Below are 21,803 nucleotides of genomic sequence, written 5' to 3'. Positions count from 1 at the left end.
ATTCATTTTTCTAGCATTAAGATTGATTGCGTTTTTTTACTACACGGAAGGATTAATCACCAAATAGTTTTTGGCGAAGTTCTCTACGCTCTTGAGCCTCTAAAGATAAGTTAGCGGTTGGCCTAGCTAGCAGGCGAGAAATGCCAATTGCCTCACCCGTTTCTTCACACCAACCATACTCCCCTGATTCAATACGACCTAAAGCCTGTTCTACTTTTTTTAACAGCTTTCTTTCGCGGTCACGTGTGCGAAGTTCTAAGGCATGTTCTTCTTCAATCGTCGCACGATCAGCAGGGTCAGGCACTAGATTGTTTTCGCGCAGATTTTCTGAGGTGGTACTGGCATTCTTCAGGAGATCTTCTTTTAAATGTTGCAAACGATCTTTAAAAAACTCCAATTGCACTTTTGCCATATAGTCTTTTTCAGACATTTTTAACAAAGCCTCTTCAGAAATAATCTCATGAACTTGGATTTCTTCAGTTTTCTTTACTTTTGTAATCATTTCTTTTGTTGTTTCACTTTTTTTTGCAGATGTTTTTGCTTTTGTTGAACCGGGTGCTGATTTTATCTCTTTTGGCTCTTTTAGTTTTTTATCGGTTGCCATATTGTCTCCCTTTTTACTTTACACACTTTATGTGAAATCAATATAAATTGGTTATTTAATTCACTAAACAACCTTCAAGGCCCATCATAAGGGTATCTTTTGGTAAATCAATCCCTATAAATACTAACTTCGTTTGTTTTAACTCTTTACCCCAAGGGCCAGCCATATCGCTACCCATCATTTCATGAACGCCTTGTAATACTACTTTACGATTGGATCCCTTTATAAAGAGAACACCCTTATAACGGAGAAGTTTTTCACCAAAAACGGACAAAATCCCACCTAAAAAGTCCTCTAATTTTTTATGGTCAAAAGGTTTTTCACTTCTAAACACAAAAGACTGTATGCGATCAGTATGGTTATGATGATGGTGGTCATGGCCATGGTGGTGATCATGGTCGTGGTCATGATCGTGGTCATGATCGTGTCCACAGTCATCATGATTTTCTTGCTCTAAAAAATGCGGGTCAATATCAAGCTTTGCATTTAAATTAAAGCCGTGTAGGTCAAATACTTCATCTAAATTCACCACACCTTGTTGAATTTCTTTAATCGGTGCCTTTGGATTCATATGAACTAAGCGGTTACGGAGCGCCTGAACCCCTTTTTGATCCGCTACATCGGTTTTTGTAATAAAGATTTGATCTGCAAAGCCAACTTGTTGCTGAGCTTCTTCATGTTCATTCAGTTGCATATCGCCATGCTTAGCATCTACTAGGGTGACTACAGCATCTAAAGCGTAATGTTCAGCGACATCATCATCCATAAAAAATGTCTGGGCAACAGGCCCAGGATTAGCGATTCCTGTCGTTTCAATCACGACGCGATCAAAATCAATTTGCTTATTTTTGCGTTGTTCCCAAAGTTGATTCAAGGCGGTTACAAGATCGCCACGAATCGTACAACAGACACAACCATTACTCATTTGAACAATTTGTTCATTACTATCTTGAATTAAGATTTCATTATCAATATTTTCTTCGCCAAACTCGTTTTCAATCACGGCAATTTTTTTGCCATGCTTTTCAGTAAGGATATGTTTTAAAAGGGTTGTTTTCCCGCTGCCAAGAAAACCTGTCAAAATTGTTACTGGTATAAGTGCCATAAAAACCTACAAAAAAAATTAAATTACTAATATAACGCTCTAATGTACATCAAATTCTTTCCAAAAGGAGACCTTTTAGATAGTCACCTTCGGGAAAGGAAATTAATTTAGGGTGGTCTTGGCCTGATGTCAAGCGTTTTAAGACCCTAAATTTTAAATTTTCATCTTTTTTGTGACTTGCCGCCTCAATGCTTGCAGCTATTACAGTTTGATCAAAAGTTTCTAAATCCATCGCTCCAGAACATGAAAAGGTGAAAAGCAGTCCGCCTGGTCTTAACATTTGCATAGCGGAACGATTAATGTCTTTATATGCTTTTTTTGCTCGGATTAAATGCTGAGCAGATGGTGCAAATTTTGGCGGATCAAGAATAATGATGTCAAATAACTCTTGGGCGACTCTCAATTCTTTTAACACCTCAAAGGCGTCTCGATCTAACCACTTTGCTTTACTTTGATCAAAACCATTTAACTCCACTTGTCGTTGTGCAATAGCTAATGCATCTCCTGAAGAATCGACAGAGATCACTTCACTCGCACCGCCATATAAAGCGGCTAAAGAAAATCCACCTGTATAACAAAAGGTGTTTAAAACTCGACAGTTTTTTGCCCACTGCGCCACGAGACCACGATTATCACGCTGATCAATATAAAAACCTGTTTTATGACCCTCAAAAGGGTTAATTAAGTATTGGATGTCATTTTCTAGGGCAATCACTTCAGGGGTTTTTAACTCGCCGTAGAGTACTCCACTAATGAGCGGTAATCCTTCACGCTCTCTAACAGCTGCATCAGAACGCTCAATAATCGTCTCACATTGTGTTTGGCTTTGTAAGATGCCGACGATTACCTCTTTCCAATGTTCGACCCCTGCACTCAAAAACTGACAGACCAAAATATTGTTGTATTGATCAACTACTAGCCCGGGCAGACCATCAGCTTCACCGAAAATCAATCGAATCGCATTAGTCCCCTTAACCCATTTATTTCGATGGGCAATGGCAGTTGCAATCTTTCGTTTGAAGAAAGCATGGTCAATAGGTTCGTTTTCATCCCATGACCAAATTCTTGCTCTAATTTGTGACGATGGGCTATAGGCTGCTCGGCCAATAAACTTGCCATCATCACTGTGAACTGTGACGGTTGAACCCGAGCTCATTTTTCCTGAAAAGCTTTTAATCGCTCCTGAAAAAATCCAAGGATGCCCTTGCATCGGCGCTCTTTCTTTACCGGTAGCTAAAATAAGATTGGCTTGCATAGTTAACTTTTTTCTGGTTTTGCTCTAGGGTGGGCTTGATCATAAGCCTGCGCTAAATGTTGAAAATCTAATGAAGTGTAAATTTGGGTACTACCAATACTGACATGTCCTAACATTTCCTGAACAGCTCTCAAATCATGTGAAGATTGTAAAACGTGACTTGCAAAGGAGTGTCTAAGCATGTGTGGGTGAACATGCGTTGGCAGACCTGCATTCATTGCCAATTTTTGTAACCTGACCTGAACCGTTCGGGGTGATAGTCTAGCACCTTTCTCATTGATAAAGAGCGGTCCATTCAGTTCTGGTATCTTTTTTTCCCATTCAGCACGCCAACTAATGAGCGCTTGCATCGCCATTTGTCCCACCGGAACAATCCGCCGTTTACTACCCTTACCAAATACATTCACTTCTGCTGCTTCCCAATCTATCCAACTTTGTCGATCATTTTGACGTGCGCCAGATAAGCGCATCTCAATACTTAGTAATTCGGACAGACGTAATCCTGACGAGTAAAACAACTCAACAATTGCATAATCTCTAACGACCGCCCAGTATTGATCACTTGATAAATCTGTCGAATCTTTTTGTTTTTTTGCATATTCCATTAGTACTTGCGTATGCTCCACACTGAGAGCTTTCGGCAAGGACTTTGCTTTTTTTGGCGCTTTAATATCTACGACTGGATTATTTGTCATTCCTAGCATTGGCAACTTAGGGTGGGGTTTTTTGAGCCAATCAAAAAAAGTTCGCCAAGCGGATAATAAGCGCGCTATGGATCTAGCTGAAAGTCCCTGTCCATGCAATTTACCAACCCAATTTCTGATGTGATGCGCCTGAACGTGATGAACTTGCAGATTGAATTCATCTAAGAATGCATATAACTTTAGCAAGTCTTGATCATACGCTTTAATGGTGTGCTTTGATAATTGCCGAACTACGTTTAACTCTTCAAGAAATAGCCCGACTTCCAAAGATTGTTTCGAAGGACTACCACTTTGAATCATTGATTAATCATCCTCAAATCGGCTCAGGGCAGCAGCAGCTAGCCTTCCTAATTGTTCTAAATATACCAAGCCTGTATCTAAGGTGTACTTAGAAATATCTTTACTGATAAACAAGATGGCGCCGAATTTTTTTTCATGGATGTGGAGTGGCACTAAAGCAAAACTACCAACTTCATCTGTAATTTGCAGAGATGGAAAATTGATTTCGGCAGGTAGACTTCCCACAATGATTTCTTTGTTTAAATTCTCTAAAATAGCCGCCTCAATTTCTGCGGGAGGAATGTATGCCACACTACCCACTTTAAACATACTATTGAGTCCATTAGTAATGTTTTCAATCACGTCTTCTTTCGTTTTTTTGCCACAAAGATCTTCTAACCATTGCACCATCAAATTTTGGGTCAAATCATTTTCCATCCCAAACCGAAGCATTTCTGTTGTACGTTGATTTAGATCACGATTTTTATTTCTTAAAACATTCATTTGTTTTTCTTGTAAAGATAGGACACGTCCGTCTAAAGAGGATCCTAAGTCAATACTCAACAATAGTTGTGGGTGTCTATCAAAAAAACCTGGGGTCGATAATAGCCAATGCGCAACCAACTCTTCTTGTTCTTTTTGTGACTGGTTCAGTGAGTCATTTTCTAATATAGGTTCAAGCATTCCGTGATTCCTCAATAAATTATATTAGTTTCTGTTTTAATAAAGTGTTGACTTGTCCCGGATTTGCTTTTCCTTTTGAGGCTTTCATAATTTGCCCAACGAGTGCGTTAAAGGCTTTTTCTTTACCACTCCGATACTCTTCAACTGACTTTGGATTCTCGATTAATACCTGATCAATAATTTTTTCAATAGCTCCTACATCGCTAATTTGACGCAGGCCTTTTTGGTCAATAATTTGGTCGACTAATCCTTCTAACAAAATAGACTCTTGGCGATTAGATGCATTGAGGCCAAGTTCCCATATTTGTGAAAAGATCTCTTTTGCGATTTTGTTGGAGATCGTCCCATCTTTAGTTCTTTTGAGTAACTCAGCAATATGTATTGGCCGCACTGGTGCCAAGTCTGCGCTCAAACTTTCTTTATTCATGGCAGAAGCAAATTCACCTGCCATCAAATTCGCTGCTGGCTTCGCTAGGTCAATCTCAATTAACTTTAATACTTCTATAAAAAAGTGTGCTAAAGCCTTATCTTGCGTTAGTAAACCAGTATCGTAGCTACTCAGACCATATGTGTTTTGCCACTCTTCGCGTAACTCTTTAGGTAAAGCAGGCATCAAAGCACGAATACCATTAATTCGCTCTTGAGATATTTGGAGGGGCAACAAATCAGGATCGGGGAAATAACGATAGTCTTGCGCATCTTCTTTACTACGCATACTCCGTGTTTCCATTTTGTCTGGGTCATACAAACGTGTTTCTTGTACCACTCGACCACCATCTTCAATTAATTCAATTTGCCTTTGCACTTCATGGAGAATTGCTTCCTCTAAAAATTTAAACGAGTTTAAATTTTTAATCTCACAACGTGTACCAAATTCTTTTTGTCCCTTTGGTCTTACAGAAACGTTGGCATCGCAACGGAACGAACCCTCTTGCATATTGCCATCACAAATACCTAACCACATCACTAAAGCATGTAGCTCTTTTGCATAGGCTACCGCCTCAGTTGCACTGCGCATTACTGGTTCTGTAACAATTTCTAATAATGGTGTGCCGGCTCTATTGAGATCTATGCCGCTGGATGACTCTCCATGAGGGCCAGCAAAATCGTCATGTAATGATTTACCCGCATCTTCTTCGAGATGAGCTCTAGTCAATTGAATTTCTTTGACTTGTCCATCTACTTCAATCATTATTTTTCCACCAACGACTACTGGTAAAGAAAATTGACTAATTTGGTATCCCTTTGGTAAATCAGGATAAAAATAGTTTTTTCGAGCAAAAACACTCATTGGCGCGACTACAGAGCCAATCGCTAAACCAAAGCGAATCGCGTGATTGACAGCCTCTTCGTTTAACACTGGTAGAGTACCTGGCAACGCTAAATCAACGGCACAGGCTTGTTCATTGGGACTTGCCCCAAAAGCAATACTGGCACCACTAAATATTTTTGACTGCGTCATCAATTGTGCGTGTGTCTCAAGACCGATTACAACTTCCCATTCAATTTGACTCATGATTTTTCACCTGCTACATTTTGTAATGGTTGCATTGAATGCCACTCTGTCGCAGTTTGAAAATGATTTGCAACTTGAAGCATTTCAGCCTCATTAAAATAATTGCCAATCATCTGTAAACCAATCGGTAAGCCTGATTGATTAAATCCGCATGGCAGACTCATAGCAGGTAGTCCTGCTAGGTTAGCACTCAAAGTAAAAATATCTTCTAGATACATAGCAATTGGATCCTTTGATTTTTCACCAATTTTCCAGGCCACATCTGGCGCAACAGGCCCCATCAAAACATCACACTGCGTAAAGGCAGTCTGAAAATCTTGGGCAATGATTCTTCTTATTTTTTGTGCCTGCAAATAATATGCCTCGTAGTACCCTTGTGACAAAACATAAGCGCCCACCAAAATACGACGCTTTACTTCGGCACCAAAGCCCTCAGTTCTTGAATGGGTATACATTTGAGCTAAATCTTTATATTTCTCTGAGCGATAACCATAGCGAACACCATCATATCTACTCAAATTACTCGAAGCTTCAGCGGGAGCTAAGACATAGTAGACCGGGATTGATAATTCTGTTTTTGGCAAAGAGACTTCCACACAAACGGCACCAAGTGCTTCGAATTGCTTTAATGCTTCCTCAATAGCCAGTTTGACTTCATGATTCAAGCCTTTTGCAAAGAACTCCTTAGGCACCCCAATTTTGAGTCCTTGAAGAGGTTGACTGGCGTTTGAGTTACTAGAATCCCAATTGGCGCCCAACAAGCGAGTAAAGTCCTCGTTTTCTCGTTCAATACTTGTAGAGTCCCGTAAGTCTTTGCCCGCGATAGCGTTCATTAACCAGGCGCACTCACTCGCCGTTTTAGCCATTGGCCCAGCCTGATCCAATGAGGATGCATAGGCAATCATCCCATACCGGGAAACACGCCCATAAGTGGGTTTTATCCCTGTAATTCCGCAAAAAGCCGCAGGTTGACGGATAGAGCCCCCAGTATCTGTTCCTGTGGCGGCTATTGTTAAGCCTGCCGCAACCGCCACTGCCGATCCACCTGATGAGCCACCTGGAACATAATCTAAATTCCAAGGGTTTAAAGCCGGGCCAAAAGCTGAGTTTTCATTGGAGGACCCCATTGCAAACTCATCCATATTGGTTTTACCAAGGCAAACCATGCCTGAGCCTAGCATTCCCAGTTTTTCCACAACAGTAGCATCAAAAGGACTTTGATAATTTCCCAGCATCTTCGAAGCGGCAGTAGATTTCCAACCCTTTGTCACAAATACATCCTTATGTGCAATGGGAATCCCTGTTAAATATCCTTGATTACCTTGTGCAATCAGTTGATCAGCTTGTCGAGCTTGCGCTAAAGAAAGCTCTGGTTGCACATCAATATAGGCGTTTAAGTCTTTTGCAGTATCGATACGATTTAAAAAATAGTTAGTTACTTCGACGCTACTTAACTGTTTGTTAATTAAGGCTTCGTGTAACTTTTCAATGGTCATTTGATGTAGGTTCAATCGATCACCTTTGGAACTAAAAATAATCCTTCAAATTGCGCTGGGGCATTTGCCATATTCGCTTCTCGTTGATTTAACTCTGTCACCTGATCGGGACGTAGGGGCTGCATTAAAGGGGTAATCATTTCAATTGGGTGGAATAATGGTTCAATCCCAACCGTATCGATAGATTGCAATTGATTGGCCAATTGCAAAATTGACTCTAGCGCTTCAGATAGAGCCTCAATTTCATTTTCTGGCACCTCTAAACTAGATAGCTTGGCTAAATGTGTAATTTCTTCAGTTTTCATAATGTGCTTGCAGTATCATATGGTTTATACATTCTATTAATTAATAATTTAAATTATTTCATTATTTTCCCACTAAGCTTATGTTCGGTCTCTTTCGCAATTACTTTTCAAATGATTTAGCTATCGATTTAGGTACAGCTAACACTCTAATCTATGTCCGCAACAAAGGTATTGTCCTTGATGAGCCTTCCGTTGTCGCTATTCGTCAAGATGGCATGGGTGGTAAAAAGACTATTTTAGCTGTTGGACATGAAGCAAAAGCAATGTTAGGTAGAGTGCCGGGTAATATTCAAGCCATTCGCCCGATGAAAGACGGCGTAATTGCTGATTTCACTATTACCGAGCAGATGCTCAAGCACTTTATCAAAATGGTTCATGAAAGTAAATTTCTCAAACCAAGCCCTAGAATTATTATTTGTGTTCCTTGTGGATCTACTCAAGTCGAGCGCAGAGCAATTCGTGAGTCTGCTTTAGGTGCAGGCGCGTCCCAAGTATTTTTGATCGAAGAACCAATGGCTGCCGCAATTGGTGCTGGTTTGCCAGTGACTGAGGCCTCAGGTTCAATGGTAATTGATATTGGTGGTGGCACTACCGAAGTTGGTGTCATGTCACTTGGTGGCATGGTCTACAAATGGTCAGTGCGTGTAGGTGGGGATAAATTCGACGATGCTATTACGAATTACATCCGTCGTAACTACGGCATGCTAATTGGCGAACAAACAGCCGAAGCAATCAAGAAAACTATTGGTTCAGCTTTCCCGGGCACTGAGGTGCTTGAAATGGAAGTAAAAGGTAGAAACCTCTCTGAAGGGATTCCACGTAGTTTTACAGTCACTAGTAATGAAATTCTAGAAGCTCTTTCTGACCCACTGAATCAAATTGTAATTGCCGTTAAATCTGCCTTGGAGCAAACTCCCCCAGAGTTGGCTTCTGATATCGCAGAAAGAGGCATGATGCTAACTGGTGGTGGCGCGTTGTTAAGAGATTTAGATCGCTTACTTCTCGAAGAAACTGGTTTACCTGTTCACGTAGCAGAAGATCCGCTAACTTGTGTTGCCCGCGGATCTGGTATGGCGCTTGAACGTATGGATAAACTCAGCAGTATCTTCTCTCAAGAATAAATTTCACTCTACGCTAGAGGTATAGCTTGTTCAGGAGTCCACCAGCGCTTTTCAATACAGGTGCTCCAGTTTATAAAACGCTGTGGCTAGTTGCGATTGCAATTTTGCTAATGGTTCTTGATCTGAAGTATCAATCTGCAGATCAAATTCGTTCTGTAATTCAGCACCTTCTGCATCCGGTTCAAATCCTAGTTAGTCAACCAGGCAAAATTATGTCTAGTTGGGGTGATGACTTGATGACAATGCGAACGATGAAAGAAACCATCGCCGAACAAAAAAATTCGATTAGAGATCTTACTTTACTATCTAGTACTAGTGAAAATTTAGAATCTGAAAACAAGAATCTTCGTAAATTACTTCAATTAAAAGAGCAAAGTCCCTACACCTCCATTGCAGCAGAGATCATTTACAACCCAATTAATCCGAGTTCTCAAAAAATAGTCATTTCTCGTGGGAAAAAAGATGGCATTTTATTAGGAATGCCTGTAGCAAATGAAGCCGGTATTATTGGCCAAGTGGTGCGTTTATACGATGATGTCGCGGAAGTCGCTGTGCTCGAAGAAAAAGATGCTACGATTCCTGTAATGGTGTCTAGGAGTGGTCAACGAGGGGTTGTATTTGGGGCGGGTAGAGCTGCTCCTTTAGAACTTCGTTTTATAAGTAATTTTGGTGATTTAGATGTCGGGGATTATTTATCAACCTCAGGAATTGATGGGGTTTTTCCTCCGGGTATTCCTGTCGCAATTATTACTAAAATAGAACGTGCTTTAGATAATTCTGGAGCTCAAATCTCTTGTCGTCCATTAGCTGATTTAAATACGTCCAAACATTTGATCGTATTGCTTTATCGTCCTAGCAACGATGCCCCTAACCCAATAGTTCCTGAATCCATCAAGAACAAGAAAAACTTCAAAAGGGTTAACTGATGAGGTCAAATTTCTTGATGAGTATGACAATGACCTTATTGTTCGCCTTTATGATCAATATGCTTCCTTGGGGTAATCATCCTTGGATTCCTGATTTCATCTTGCCTGTCTTGCTTTATTGGGTATTGTTTTTCCCTGAAAAAATCAGCTTGATTTTATTTTTCCTACTCGGCTTAATGATGGATATTCAGACCTCTTGTCCACTAGGGTTACATGCCATGGGTTACGTCGTAGGAAGTGTTGTCATGTTTTTTTGGAGTAGAAAATTATTAACGAATTCTCCGCTCGGTCAATTGCTAGTTGTGTTCCAAATATTTTTATTAATCCATTCCATCATTAATATTATTTTTTGGTTGCTGGTTCCATCCTTTTTTTTCTCAGTTTCTTATATTTTATTTCCTGCAGTGATTGAATTATGTCTTTGGCCCCTCGTTAGAAAAGTATTAACGCATCTTGGTACCTTTTTAGCTCGAAGAAAATTGTAGTGATTTCGGGGTTATTAACAATGTCTAACAAAATAGATCCGGCGATTCGTTTAGATAATTTTCAAAAGAGAATCCAAATAGCTGTTTGGTTTGTCATCATTTGCTTGTCCCTGTTATTTTTACGGTTTTTTTGGCTGCAAGTGATTATGCATAAGAAGTACTCTACGGCTTCTGAGAGTAACCGTATTGCAATTATTACGACTCCAGCCCAACGCGGGCTTATCATCGACCGGAATGGGGTTGTCATTGCTAATAATATGCCATCCTACTCGCTAGAAATTACTCCGGCAGAAATCAATTTACCTCCTGCAGAATTAATAGATGCCTTAGATAAAGTTATTCGGATACCGTCTCGAGACAAACAACAATTTCTAAGGACTATTCAGAATAGTAAGAAAACAGAAAATTTATCGATTAGAAACTTCCTTAGTGACGAGGAAGTTTCAAGGTTTTATGCGCGCCGTTTTGAATTCCCAGGCGTTGATGTTCAAGTTCGATATTTTAGAGAATATCCTTATCAACAACTTGGCTCTCATTTACTAGGCTACACAGGTAAAGTGTCGATTAAGGATAAAGAAAAATTATTGGCGGAGTTAGAAGAAGACGCTGATGAAAACACCCCTGATGATCTGAAGGCAATTCGTATTAAAGGTATTCAGTCTGTCGGAAAAATTGGTATTGAGCAAAGTTATGAAAAATACTTAAGGGGCATTGTCGGTTCAAATCAGGTAGAAATTACTGCTGGGGGACGAGTGATTCGTAATTTATCAGTTACTCCCTCTATCCCAGGCTCGAATTTAACTTTAGCGGTTGATATTAAATTACAGTATCTAATAGAGCAACTCTATGAAAAACGTCGTGGAGCTGCAGTAGTTATCGAGGTTGCTACTGGGGATGTTCTTTCTTTTGTTTCCATGCCAACTTTTAACCCTAATGCCTTTGTTGATGGGATTGACTCTGACCTTTGGAAACAGTTAAACGAATCCCCTGAAAAACCTTTATTTAATCGTCCATTACGTGGCACCTATCCCCCTGGCTCCACTTTTAAACCCTTTATGGCACTAGCAGCTCTTGAGGGGGAATTTCGTACTGCTAGTCAGGCAATTTCCGACCCTGGTTATTTTCAGTTTGGAAATAATATCTTTCGAGACGATGCTAAAAATGGTCATGGTTTAGTCAATATGCAAAGCTCTATTGCATTATCCTGTGATACTTATTACTACATGCTTGCCAGAGATATGGGAATCGATGCGATTGCGAAGTTTATGGAGAAAGTTAGCTTAGGGCAGTTGACCGGAATAGATATTAACGGGGAGGTTAAAGGAATATTGCCTTCAAAGGAATGGAAGCGTAATTACTTTAAAGATCCCATTAAGGGAAAATGGATTGATGGAGAGACAATTTCGATTGGGATTGGTCAGGGGTATAACAGTTATACAATTCTACAGCTTGCTCAAGCAACAGCAATTGTGGCAAATAACGGCAAAGTGATGAAGCCTCATCTCGTCAAGGTAATTGAAGATCCCATTACGCATGAAAAAATCTTAACCGTTCCATCAGAGTCGAGGGTTGTAGATCTTAAGCCTGAAAACATTAAAACAATTACTGATGGAATGATTGGTGTTAATCAAATCGGTACTGGCCAAGTTCCTTTTGCTGGTGTTAGTTACCTCGTTGCTGGTAAAACAGGTACTGCTCAAGTTTTTAGTTTAGCTGGTAAAAATTACAACGCAAGTCAGGTTTCAGAATTCAAACGAGATCATGCTTTGTATATTGGTTTTGCGCCAGCGGATAATCCCAAATACGCAATGGCTATTGTGGTTGAAAATGCTGGCTTCGGTGCAACTGCTGCTGCGCCAATTGTTCGCCAAGCTTTTGATTATTTAATACTCAATAAGTGGCCCGGAGGTATCCCAGAGTGGAAAAACGCTCATTAATTAAACGTATCCGGTTTCTTTGGGCGGGATTAGATCCTAATCTGAGTTTTATCTTACTAGCCTTAATCGTTGTCGGTAACGTGACCTTTTTATCTGCTAGTTCAGGTACTGTAATTACCTGGGTAGAACAATTGAGAAACCTAATGATAGCATTCATCATTATGTGGTTTACCTCGAGGGTTCCAGTTAAATGGTTAGAAAAAGCTTCCGTTTGGATTTATTCAATTGGTCTCGGACTTTTAATCGCGGTTGCTCTTTTTGGTTTAATCAAAAAAGGGGCTCGGAGATGGCTAAATATTGGTATGGTCATTCAGCCCTCAGAAATTATGAAAATTGCAATGCCAATGATGCTTTCTTGGTATTTTTATAAGCGCGAAGAAAACACTAAGCTATGGGATTTTGGTGTTGCATTTTTATTTTTATTATTACCCACTATTTTAATTGCTAGACAGCCGGACTTAGGAACTGCAATCTTAGTTTTTGCAGCTGGTTTTTATGTCATTATTTTAGCGGGCTTACCCTGGAAATTTATCTTACCTTTTATTGGGCTTGGCGTAATTGGCATTCTTTTAATCGTCATTTTTGGTGACACCATCTGTGCCAAAGGTGTTACTTGGCCAATATTAAAAAGTTACCAACAACACCGTGTTTGTACTTTATTAGACCCTACAACAGATCCTCTAGGTAAAGGCTTTCACACCATTCAATCAATGATAGCTATTGGTTCTGGTGGATTATTAGGTAAGGGTTGGCTGAAAGGTACACAAACTCATTTAGACTTTATTCCAGAAAAACATACTGATTTTATTTTTGCTGTGTATTCGGAGGAGTTTGGCTTAGTTGGTAATTTTGTTTTATTAATTTTATTTTTATTGTTAATTCAGCGCGGTTTAAAAATTGCCGCAAGTGCGCCCAATTTGTACACGAGGCTACTTGGTGGTTCAGTAACACTTATTTTCTTTACCTATGCTTTTGTGAATATGGCTATGGTAAGCGGACTATTGCCAGTTGTAGGAGTACCATTGCCCTTCATTAGTTATGGGGGTACAGCATTAACAACATTGGGCTTAGGTGTTGGGATTTTGATGAGTATCCATCGGCATCGCCGCTTAGTTCAAACCTAAAAGTTCAAACCAAAAAAAAACCCCAATTACATTGGGGGTCTTAATTGATCCTCATTGAATGAGGTTTCAATTTAATTACTTCTTACGCTTATTAACGCTATCTTTAAATGCTTTACCAGCAGTAAATTTAACAGTTTTTGAAGCGGCAATTTTAATTGCTTCGCCAGTTTTTGGATTGCGGCCCATACGTGCAGCACGCTTACCTGAACTGAATGTGCCAAAGCCGATTAACTGAACGTTATCGCCTTTTGTAACTGCTTTTTTAATTGCTTCGAGCGCTGCGTTTAAAGCATGTTCTGCCTTAGTCTTAGATAATTCTGATTCGCCAGCAATAGCTGCAACGAGTTCTGCTTTGTTCAAATTATGCTCCTTAATATGAATAACTAAAAATGTACTTACTCTAGAGATGTACCTAAATTAATTAATGTACGGATTCATTTTACCTCGAATTTATAAGCCTGTAAGAACTTTTTACTAAGGATAACCCTTATTTTGATTAGCTGTAGGGCTTATATATTTTTGTAAACCATATTCATGAATGATTTAAGTGCTACTATTTCATCGAATCATTCGTTATTTCTTTAGCAGGCTCAACTGCCCCATTTTGCACGTCTCTTTGAAAAGTGATACTTTCAGGGACTGTTTTGATGTTCTTTAAAAAATATTCTGTTTCACCAAAGCAGTTGGAAGGGACCCCTATATGTTGAGCATAATCCACTTCGATTCTTTTACCGATAGCAGCATTGACCTCTTTAGCTAACTCTGGATCACGTACGGAAAACATAAACTTTTCTTGATTACCAAGCATACTACCCGTTACGATCTCGCCTTCCCAAGTCTTACAAACCCATCCTCTTTTAGAAAACTTTTGTAAAAAACCTGCTCTACTACCCTCAGAATAGGTGTATGTTAAGGTTATCCACGTATAGAGTGCACATAACCCTAATACAATCACTAAGAATAAGAATAATTTCAATTTAATACTTTTTGCTGTCATTTTTTACTCCCTTTACAATACTCTAACTATATCAAGTTTGTTTGACCTAGTAACTTCTTAAAGCAGTTATTCTAAATTAACTTTAAAAATAATCCATGCCTAAAACCTCTTATCTGCTTATTTCGCTAGTTTGTTTTTGCTTACTAGGGGTGGCATTATTTTTACAACACGTTGGATTAAATGGGGTTCATTACCCGCCTTGTCCGTTATGTATTTTACAAAGGATTGGGTTTTTATTCGTTGGCCTGAGTTGTCTATTTGCATTCAACATTCCTAAAGCACGAATATCTTTTCACCTGTTCGCTTTACTTGCAAGCTTATTTGGTTTGATCATAGCTCTTCGTCATGCCTACGTTATCGCGTACCCGGAAATTTCTTGTGGTTTAGATCCACTAGAGGTTTTTATCAATCAATTTGAGATAGTACAAGCTTTACCTTTTTTCTTTAAAGCGGATGGTTTTTGTAGTATGCCCTTACCTCCCATCTTCGGTTTATCTGTTCCTAACTGGTCACTCATTTGGTTTTTTTTATTAATAGTGTTATTTGGTTACTCATTATTTAACAGAAAAAAGGCGTACTAATGGACCTTCACAGCATTCTAGTCAGTACTGGCATTGTGACGCTTGCTGAAATGGGTGATAAGACTCAATTATTAGCTTTTTTACTTGCCGCCAAATATAAAAAGTCCGTACCAATTATTTTAGGTATTTTGTTTGCAACTATTTTGAATCATGGTCTTGCTGGCATACTTGGTGTGTGGATTACCCAAATATTAAGCCCAGAGATTTTACGTTGGGTGCTCGGACTCTCCTTTATTGCAATGGCATTGTGGACATTAGTGCCAGATAAAATTGAAGATGAAGAAGCTTCTTTTGGCGTGAAGTCTGGTGTATTTATTACGACCTTAGTCACTTTTTTTCTGGCGGAAATGGGTGATAAAACTCAAGTGGCAACAATTGCAATGGCAGCGCATTATCCCTCGCCTATCCTAGTGGTAATTGGCACTACACTTGGTATGATGATTGCAGATGTCCCTGCAGTTTTTTTAGGTAATTCTTTTGCAAAACAATTACCTCTCAAATTAATTCATACTATTGCAGCGTTTATTTTTCTCATCATGGGAGTTTTAGTGCTCTTAAAAATCGATCAGATTTTTTAGAGCACTCTGCTTAATTACGCGCTTCGAAATTTGAAGTTAATTAATGAAGCTTCGGGGTAAGAATTAGTTTTAAGGTAAAGGTATCGGCCGAGTCCCAACCAAAACCGGCACCAAAGTGAAGGTCAAAATTATTCATCAAACCACGCTCTGCTTTGGTTTCAAAGATAGCAAAAACTTGCTTAGCTTGAGAGTTGTTTGCGGGGAAACTATTTATTGGTCCAACTCCTTGATAGTACTCTAGACCCACTCCCGAAAGTGCTCCTTCCAATTTATAAATGCTTCTGGCACCATAATAAAAGTTAGGCGTTCGGTCCTGGCCATCAGAAAGTGCTACGGATAAAATCGGATTAAATGCTAATGACCATTGGCTATTTTCCCAACCAATAATAAATCGTGACTCGATATTTTTACGAGGTAACTCCATGCCCCATTTCAAATCACTGTATTCAAGATTTACACCAAGGGACCAAGGAGATTGCTCATTAGCTTGAATTGGCAACCACTTTAAACGCGGTTTATATCCCGCTAACTCATAGCCATAGCCTGGAGTATAAATCGTTGGCAAATAAAACCCTAGCTCAACTGTCTTGGATAAGCCGTAGGAAAACTCCGGGGTTAATCTAGTGCCCGATTGGGATGTTCGTTGTCCATCAAACTCTGGTGTTGTATTACCTCTCACCGTTGTATTGATATGTAACTCAAGGCCAAATTCTCCCGGCTCATTTATTTCTCCATCGTACACTTGAATTTCATCTAAAAAAGCAGCGTTGACGTTAAAACAAATGAAACTAAGGACTAATAGGATTCTAAATTTCATTATATTTACATTGGTAGAGTTTGTTTAGAGATGGGCTTCATTCTAACAGTATAGGATGCCAGTAGCACTTCAATGAGTAAGCCTATCAGCGCAAATACAAAACAAACGACACCCCCAATAAATGTGTACATCAATGTTTTAGATGTAACAATCCTGCCGGAGGCGGTTTCGGACAAAAACAATTCCAAAATAGTTAATGCAATGAAAATCGCGCAGACCACAAGTAAAACCATTGAGGTATTCACGACCGTTGCTCTTTTGGCAAGATTATGAAGTTCTTGGTTATAAATCCTTACTAAGAGAGGCGTTAAAGGCATGTTCCCTTCGTTGTGTAATTCCATTTGTAAGAATCTTGAGCGGTCGATTACTCTTGCTACACGCTGAGTCAAAACGCTAATCATTCCCGCGACGGCGGTTAATAAAAAAACTGGTGCGACAGATAATTTAATACTTTCACCGACGATGTCTAAGAGTGGGTCAGCCACGAGTTATCCTTTTGTAAAAAATTGCTAGTATCTTAATATGATGAATTTTACTAATTATTGCCTAGCTTTATTGTTAGGTCTTCATAAATTAAGCTTTTCAAATAAATGAAATTTATATCCCTTAGTATTTACCTATTAAACACCTTCTTTACTTAAAGATGAAATTTTTCTCTCTTTTTTATATTACCTGTATTTTGGTTTTTTCTTCATCAGTACAAGCCTATGAGCCCTTTTTTACTGAGGACGCAAGCACGCTTGAACCCGGGAAATATCAGTTAGATCTTTATTTTTATAATATTTTTGAAAAATCTGACCCCAATCCTCAATTCAAGTCACTAAGCACTGATGCAGAAGATCAAATCTTTTTTGGCGCGGATCGGTCCATTGCATTTCCAATTACTATCTCAAGAGGGATTACAAATAATGTTGAAGCGTCTTTTGGCTTGGTTTATTACCAACAGCCCAATGGCTCTTATTTTCCCATAGCGAACTGGCAACTGGGTGCAAAGTATCGTTTTTATGGGAACGGGGAAAATAGTTTTAGTTTTGCGGTAAGGCCTTACCTGAACCTTCCTGAAACCCAAAATCAACAAATTGCTGGTCTTGGTATGGCAAAAATAGGTGGTGGTTCCAACTTGATTGCTTCCTACTACGGCGAACAATTCGATTTCTACCTGAATGCCGACGTTACCTATGCCCCCTATAACGAGAATATTCCAATGGGCACAGATTTAAATCCAGATAATAGAACGACACTCTATACATTTGGTATTGCCCCGGTTTGGAAGGTAAATCCTAAATTTAAAATTGGTTTTGATATTGCCTTGGTTTCTGCAATTGCTAACTCAGACTCTCCGTTTAATACCTCTTTACAATTTGGCTTTCTCTATTCCATCCGGCCAGATATAGACTTAGTTGCCTCTTACCTAAGAACTAGTCACTTATTAACCAACAATTTTGTTGAAGGTCCCCATTCATCTATCGGAAAAATGGGTGTTTCAATTAGGTTTTAGGGATTCAAAAAGGGCTTTACTTCGAGGAAGCCCTATAATCTAGCTTTACTCATTTAAGCAAGATTTATACTTTTCTTGCAGTACTTACCATGTCAAATCACCCACTAATCAGCACTATTGAAAAAGAAGTTGGGCGAAGAAGAAGCTTTGCGATTATTTCTCACCCAGATGCCGGCAAGACCACATTAACTGAAAAGTTACTTTTGTACGCAGGAGCTATTCAAATTGCTGGCAGCGTGAAAGCACGTAAAGCGAGCCGCCATGCCACTTCTGATTGGATGGAAATTGAAAAACAACGGGGTATTTCTGTTGCCAGTTCTGTAATGCAAATGGAGTACCGAGATTGCATTATTAATCTTTTGGATACTCCCGGTCACCAAGACTTTTCTGAAGACACCTACCGCGTTTTAACTGCGGTTGACTCTGCTCTAATGGTTATTGATGCGGCAAATGGTGTAGAAGCTCAAACAAGAAGATTGATTGAAGTGTGCCGGGCAAGAAATACGCCACTCATTACCTTTATTAATAAGATGGACCGCGAAGTAAAAAGGCCGCTAGATTTAATGGACGAAATTGAGCAAGCGCTTGGCATGTCGGTAGTCCCAATTACTTGGCCGGTCGGTATGGGTAAATCATTCAGTGGTGTGATTGACATTGCCAGTTCACAAATGCGAATGTTTAAAGCGGGTGAAGATAGGATTGGGCATCAAGCAGACCAACTCGTAAGTATCTCCGATCCTGCACTTCAAAAAAAATTAGGTGAATCCTTAGAAACCGCCTTAAATGAAGTGGATCTCGTGCAAGGGGCAATGCCTAGCTTCGATCAAGAGGCCTTTTTAAATGGCCAGCAATCTCCCGTCTTTTTTGGTTCAGCCATTAATAATTTTGGCGTACAAGAAATTCTTAATACTCTAGTTGAGCTAGCTCCGGCCCCAAAATCTCGCGCTACCATTCAACGTGAAGTGTTTCCATCTGAAAAAAACTTTTCTGCCGTTGTTTTTAAAATTCAAGCGAATATGGATCCTGCGCATCGTGACCGCGTGGCCTTTTTACGAATTTGTTCGGGCTATTTTGAGCGAGGAATGCGTTTAAAAATTTCCAGAAATGGCAAAGAAGTAAGGACCAATAATGCGCTTTCCTTTTTGTCTCAGAGACGAGATATTCTTGACGAGGCATTCCCTGGCGATATTATTGGTATCCCTAATCATGGATTGCTGCAACTGGGTGATACGCTTACCGAAGGTGAAAAACTGCAATTTACAGGATTGCCTTTTTTTGCACCTGAAATTTTTAAAATGGTTGAAACCGCAGACCCTTTACGGACTAAACAACTCCGTGATGGATTGATGCAGTTAGGTGAAGAGGGTGCGATTCAGGTCTTCAAGCCGATGCTTGGTGGACAAATGTTATTAGGTGCCTTTGGTCAATTACAGTTTGAAGTCGTAGCGCATCGATTAAAGAGTGAATATAACGCTGAAGTTAGGCTGTTACCCTCTAGATACTCACTCTCACGTTGGGTAAGTAGCAAAGACCCCGCTATTCTTAAGAAATTTATTAACGATAACTCCCACCGTATGAGTGAGGATGTAGTGGGGGCACCGGTATTTTTAGCGGCGCACCGCTCTGAATTAGAGGTAGCTCAACAACTTTGGAAAGATATTGAGTTTCATGCGCTGCGTGAACATGCAGGTCTTGTATTCCAAAAAGACCTGCTGTCTTAGTTGGAATTATTTAGGGTTTGATGTTTGCGATTTTGACCACTGCGCTCCACTTCGTGGACTCGGATTTAATTAATTTTGCGAAATCTTCCGGAGAACCTCCGCCCACTTCATTACTTTGACTTAATATAAATTCCATCACTTTGGGATCTTTTAAGATTTGATTGACCGCAGCATTCAACTTATCAACAATGGCTTTAGGCGTGCCCTTGGGGGCTACGAGACCTTGCCAATTATCTACAGCTACTGAGGGGTAGCCAACTTCGGCAAAAGTTGGTACATCTTTAAGCATCGGTGATCTTTTTTTACTCGTAATTGCGAGTGGTCTTAATTTTCCAGCAGTAATACTCGGCATCGCTGAGTACATTTGATCAAACATCAAATTTACATTACTACCCATTAAGTCAGTTAAAGCGGCAGCACCACTTTTATAGGGCACATGAATCATGTCAATCCCAGCGCTTTGCTTAAATAACTCGGCTGATAATTGGTGGCTTCCACCAATACCACCTGAAGCAAATGTTAAAACGCCTGGTTTGGCTTTAGCATCAGCCACAATGTCCGCAACTGATTTGTATGGGGAGTTTGGATGCACTACTAAAACAAGTGGCCCCTTTTCGATTAGTATAATCGGCGTTAAGTCTGTTTCAGGGTCATATTTCAAGTTGCCAAATAAGGTTTTATTGACTGCTAGTGGAGCAAAATTTCCCATACCAATGGTGTAACCATCAGGATTTGCCTTAGCAATATATTCTGTACCAATATTGCCACCAGCGCCTGGTTTATTTTCCACAATGACCGGTACATTTAAAATTTTGCTCAATTCAAGACCAATTTGTCTACTTCTTGAATCAGCGCCTCCGCCAGCACCGTATGGCACAATAAAGTTAATGGCTTTAACCGGATATGCCTGCTGGGCATGGACTTGTGAGCATAACATGCTCATAAAAACTAAGCCTAACAAAGATCGATAACTATGAATTTGTAATCTATCAAAAATTTTAGGCATAATTTACCCTTTAGTGGTTTTAATTAGATATCAACTATTCTACAGATAGGTTAGGGATAAGCAAAATGAATTCAATTTTCAATCAATTTTCTGTGAGATTCTTTCAATTTATCATCACTTTAGTTACGGGATTATTATTTTTCGGCACCCTCAACGCGGCCGAGTACCCTACAAAACTTGTAAAGATTATTGCGCCTGTGGCACCAGGGGGTGGGGTAGATTTAGTTGCCCGAACAGTTGCTGACAGTCTCACAAAAGCTTTAGGGCAGAGTTTTATTGTAGACAACCAAAGTGGTGGTGGTGGAGTTATTGCCAGCCAGGCCGTGGCGCGTGCTACTCCAGATGGGTATACATTGCTCCTGTCTTATGTTGGCACCCACGGCACGAATCCAGCAGTAAGAAAGTTGCCTTACGATGCAATCAAAGATTTCACCCCTGTTGCGATGGTCGGTGGCACACCCAACGTACTAGCAGTTTATGCTGGTTTACCCATTAAAAATCTTAAAGAGTTTGTCGCTTATGCTTTGGCACACCCTGATACGATGAGCTATGGCTCGGCTGGACCTGGAACTTTAACTCATCTCGCGATGGAGCAGTTAAAAATACAAGCTAATTTTCCTAGTACTCACGTTCCCTATCGTGGTATTGGTCCAGCTTTTATTGATACCTTAGGTGGTCAAACTTTATCTATGTTCCCAGGACTTGCAGCGGCTCTGCCGCATCTTAAATCTGGCAAACTTCGGGCGATCGCTGTTAGTGGAACAAAAAGACATCCTTTAATTCCAGATGTACCCACTTTTAAAGAGTCTGGGTTCGACGGCTTTGATGGAGTTCAGTGGTATGGTATCTCAGCCCCAGCCAAGTTGCCTTTGGCGATTCGGGATAAGCTCAATCAAGAAATCAACAAGGCGATTCAAAATCCAGAACTCAAAGAGCGTTTATCTGCGGAAGCAATTACGCCAATGCCTATGTCCCCTGAGCAATTTTCAATTTATATCAAAGACGATATAGACCGCTGGACAAAAGTAGCAAAAGAAAGAAAAATTTCACTCGATTAAAAGAAA

General features: G+C 39.9%; 23 protein-coding genes. 10 read left to right on the top strand and 13 right to left on the bottom strand.

The genetic code is table 11. The annotated features are described in order from the left end of the window. Positions 1-52: 52 nt before the first annotated feature. The 8 genes from dksA to gatC form a co-directional block, all read right to left on the bottom strand. Entirely contained in the window at positions 53-502 is a 450-nt protein-coding gene (gene dksA, locus AOC35_RS13470; RefSeq protein WP_170107050.1) for an RNA polymerase-binding protein DksA, read from the bottom strand. 157 nt (positions 503-659) lie between these two features. Next, the gene (locus tag AOC35_RS13465) at positions 660-1,709 is read right to left on the bottom strand and encodes a CobW family GTP-binding protein (protein ID WP_108647833.1); all 1,050 of its coding nucleotides are present in this window, start codon (positions 1,707-1,709) and stop codon (positions 660-662) included. Positions 1,710-1,758: 49 nt separating this feature from the next. Beyond that, positions 1,759-2,964, bottom strand: coding sequence for a class I SAM-dependent rRNA methyltransferase (locus tag AOC35_RS13460; RefSeq protein WP_108647831.1), 1,206 nt, complete (start codon positions 2,962-2,964; stop codon positions 1,759-1,761). A gap of 2 nt (positions 2,965-2,966) precedes the next feature. Beyond that, complete coding sequence (locus tag AOC35_RS13455) at positions 2,967-3,968, bottom strand: tyrosine recombinase XerC (protein WP_108647829.1); 1,002 nt, start codon at positions 3,966-3,968, stop codon at positions 2,967-2,969. Between the two features lie 3 nt (positions 3,969-3,971). After that, positions 3,972-4,631 (bottom strand): DUF484 family protein, encoded by a 660-nt coding sequence (locus AOC35_RS13450; RefSeq protein ID WP_108647827.1) that lies wholly within the window; start codon positions 4,629-4,631, stop codon positions 3,972-3,974. A gap of 19 nt (positions 4,632-4,650) precedes the next feature. After that, on the bottom strand, positions 4,651-6,147 hold the full coding sequence (gene gatB / locus AOC35_RS13445) for an Asp-tRNA(Asn)/Glu-tRNA(Gln) amidotransferase subunit GatB (RefSeq protein WP_108647825.1): 1,497 nt from the start codon (positions 6,145-6,147) through the stop codon (positions 4,651-4,653). After that, the gene (gene gatA / locus AOC35_RS13440) at positions 6,144-7,643 is read right to left on the bottom strand and encodes an Asp-tRNA(Asn)/Glu-tRNA(Gln) amidotransferase subunit GatA (RefSeq protein ID WP_170107049.1); all 1,500 of its coding nucleotides are present in this window, start codon (positions 7,641-7,643) and stop codon (positions 6,144-6,146) included. Before gatA ends, gatB begins: the two co-directional genes overlap by 4 nt. Positions 7,644-7,654: 11 nt before the next feature. Beyond that, the gene (gene gatC, locus AOC35_RS13435) at positions 7,655-7,948 is read right to left on the bottom strand and encodes an Asp-tRNA(Asn)/Glu-tRNA(Gln) amidotransferase subunit GatC (protein ID WP_108647821.1); all 294 of its coding nucleotides are present in this window, start codon (positions 7,946-7,948) and stop codon (positions 7,655-7,657) included. Between the two features lie 80 nt (positions 7,949-8,028). On the opposite strand from gatC, the gene AOC35_RS13430 reads away from it, so the two are divergent. Genes AOC35_RS13430 through rodA form a run of 5 tightly spaced genes read left to right on the top strand, consistent with a single transcriptional unit; the run spans position 8,029 to position 13,541 of the window. Next, positions 8,029-9,069 (top strand): rod shape-determining protein, encoded by a 1,041-nt coding sequence (locus AOC35_RS13430; RefSeq protein ID WP_108647819.1) that lies wholly within the window; start codon positions 8,029-8,031, stop codon positions 9,067-9,069. 26 nt (positions 9,070-9,095) lie between these two features. After that, the gene (mreC, locus tag AOC35_RS13425) at positions 9,096-9,995 is read left to right on the top strand and encodes a rod shape-determining protein MreC (RefSeq protein ID WP_108647817.1); all 900 of its coding nucleotides are present in this window, start codon (positions 9,096-9,098) and stop codon (positions 9,993-9,995) included. Further along, entirely contained in the window at positions 9,995-10,480 is a 486-nt protein-coding gene (gene mreD / locus AOC35_RS13420) for a rod shape-determining protein MreD (protein ID WP_108647815.1), read from the top strand. Before mreC ends, mreD begins: the two co-directional genes overlap by 1 nt. A 20-nt stretch (positions 10,481-10,500) precedes the next feature. Next, on the top strand, positions 10,501-12,417 hold the full coding sequence (gene mrdA, locus AOC35_RS13415) for a penicillin-binding protein 2 (RefSeq protein WP_108648847.1): 1,917 nt from the start codon (positions 10,501-10,503) through the stop codon (positions 12,415-12,417). Further along, entirely contained in the window at positions 12,399-13,541 is a 1,143-nt protein-coding gene (gene rodA, locus AOC35_RS13410) for a rod shape-determining protein RodA (RefSeq protein WP_108647813.1), read from the top strand. The genes mrdA and rodA overlap by 19 nt, the downstream gene beginning before the upstream one ends. A 75-nt stretch (positions 13,542-13,616) precedes the next feature. On the opposite strand, the gene AOC35_RS13405 is transcribed toward rodA, so the two are convergent. Continuing rightward, positions 13,617-13,916, bottom strand: a complete 300-nt coding sequence (locus AOC35_RS13405; protein ID WP_281259312.1) for an HU family DNA-binding protein — start codon at positions 13,914-13,916, stop codon at positions 13,617-13,619. A gap of 178 nt (positions 13,917-14,094) precedes the next feature. Next, positions 14,095-14,538: a hypothetical protein gene (locus AOC35_RS13400; protein WP_211307523.1), complete on the bottom strand. Its 444-nt coding sequence runs from the start codon at positions 14,536-14,538 to the stop codon at positions 14,095-14,097. A 95-nt stretch (positions 14,539-14,633) separates the two neighbouring features. Here AOC35_RS13400 and AOC35_RS13395 point away from each other — a divergent pair, with 95 nt between their 5' ends. Continuing rightward, positions 14,634-15,119: a disulfide bond formation protein B gene (locus tag AOC35_RS13395; protein WP_108647810.1), complete on the top strand. Its 486-nt coding sequence runs from the start codon at positions 14,634-14,636 to the stop codon at positions 15,117-15,119. Continuing rightward, positions 15,119-15,697, top strand: a complete 579-nt coding sequence (locus AOC35_RS13390; RefSeq protein ID WP_108647808.1) for a TMEM165/GDT1 family protein — start codon at positions 15,119-15,121, stop codon at positions 15,695-15,697. Before AOC35_RS13395 ends, AOC35_RS13390 begins: the two co-directional genes overlap by 1 nt. A 40-nt stretch (positions 15,698-15,737) precedes the next feature. Here the strand turns inward: AOC35_RS13390 and AOC35_RS13385 are convergent, their stop codons facing one another. Together AOC35_RS13385 and AOC35_RS13380 are read right to left on the bottom strand one after the other, a co-directional pair. Further along, on the bottom strand, positions 15,738-16,514 hold the full coding sequence (locus tag AOC35_RS13385; RefSeq protein ID WP_108647806.1) for a hypothetical protein: 777 nt from the start codon (positions 16,512-16,514) through the stop codon (positions 15,738-15,740). Between the two features lie 5 nt (positions 16,515-16,519). Further along, entirely contained in the window at positions 16,520-16,999 is a 480-nt protein-coding gene (locus AOC35_RS13380) for a DUF2721 domain-containing protein (RefSeq protein WP_108647804.1), read from the bottom strand. A gap of 158 nt (positions 17,000-17,157) precedes the next feature. Here AOC35_RS13380 and AOC35_RS13375 point away from each other — a divergent pair, with 158 nt between their 5' ends. Both AOC35_RS13375 and AOC35_RS13370 read left to right on the top strand, forming a co-directional pair. Beyond that, on the top strand, positions 17,158-18,012 hold the full coding sequence (locus tag AOC35_RS13375; protein ID WP_159077597.1) for a hypothetical protein: 855 nt from the start codon (positions 17,158-17,160) through the stop codon (positions 18,010-18,012). An 89-nt stretch (positions 18,013-18,101) separates the two neighbouring features. Next, positions 18,102-19,733 carry a peptide chain release factor 3 gene (locus tag AOC35_RS13370; RefSeq protein ID WP_108647800.1) on the top strand — a complete coding sequence of 544 codons (1,632 nt, stop codon included), beginning with the start codon at positions 18,102-18,104 and terminating at the stop codon, positions 19,731-19,733. Positions 19,734-19,743: 10 nt separating this feature from the next. On the opposite strand, the gene AOC35_RS13365 is transcribed toward AOC35_RS13370, so the two are convergent. Beyond that, on the bottom strand, positions 19,744-20,739 hold the full coding sequence (locus AOC35_RS13365; protein ID WP_211307522.1) for a Bug family tripartite tricarboxylate transporter substrate binding protein: 996 nt from the start codon (positions 20,737-20,739) through the stop codon (positions 19,744-19,746). 65 nt (positions 20,740-20,804) lie between these two features. Here AOC35_RS13365 and AOC35_RS13360 point away from each other — a divergent pair, with 65 nt between their 5' ends. Beyond that, on the top strand, positions 20,805-21,797 hold the full coding sequence (locus AOC35_RS13360; protein ID WP_108647798.1) for a Bug family tripartite tricarboxylate transporter substrate binding protein: 993 nt from the start codon (positions 20,805-20,807) through the stop codon (positions 21,795-21,797). Positions 21,798-21,803 lie beyond the last annotated feature (6 nt).

Origin of the sequence: Polynucleobacter rarus, assembly GCF_003072505.1 — a bacterium.
In the GTDB taxonomy this organism is placed as follows: domain Bacteria; phylum Pseudomonadota; class Gammaproteobacteria; order Burkholderiales; family Burkholderiaceae; genus Polynucleobacter; species Polynucleobacter rarus.
Note: the sequence above shows the minus strand (reverse complement) of the source record. Positions and strands in the feature narration are given on the sequence as shown.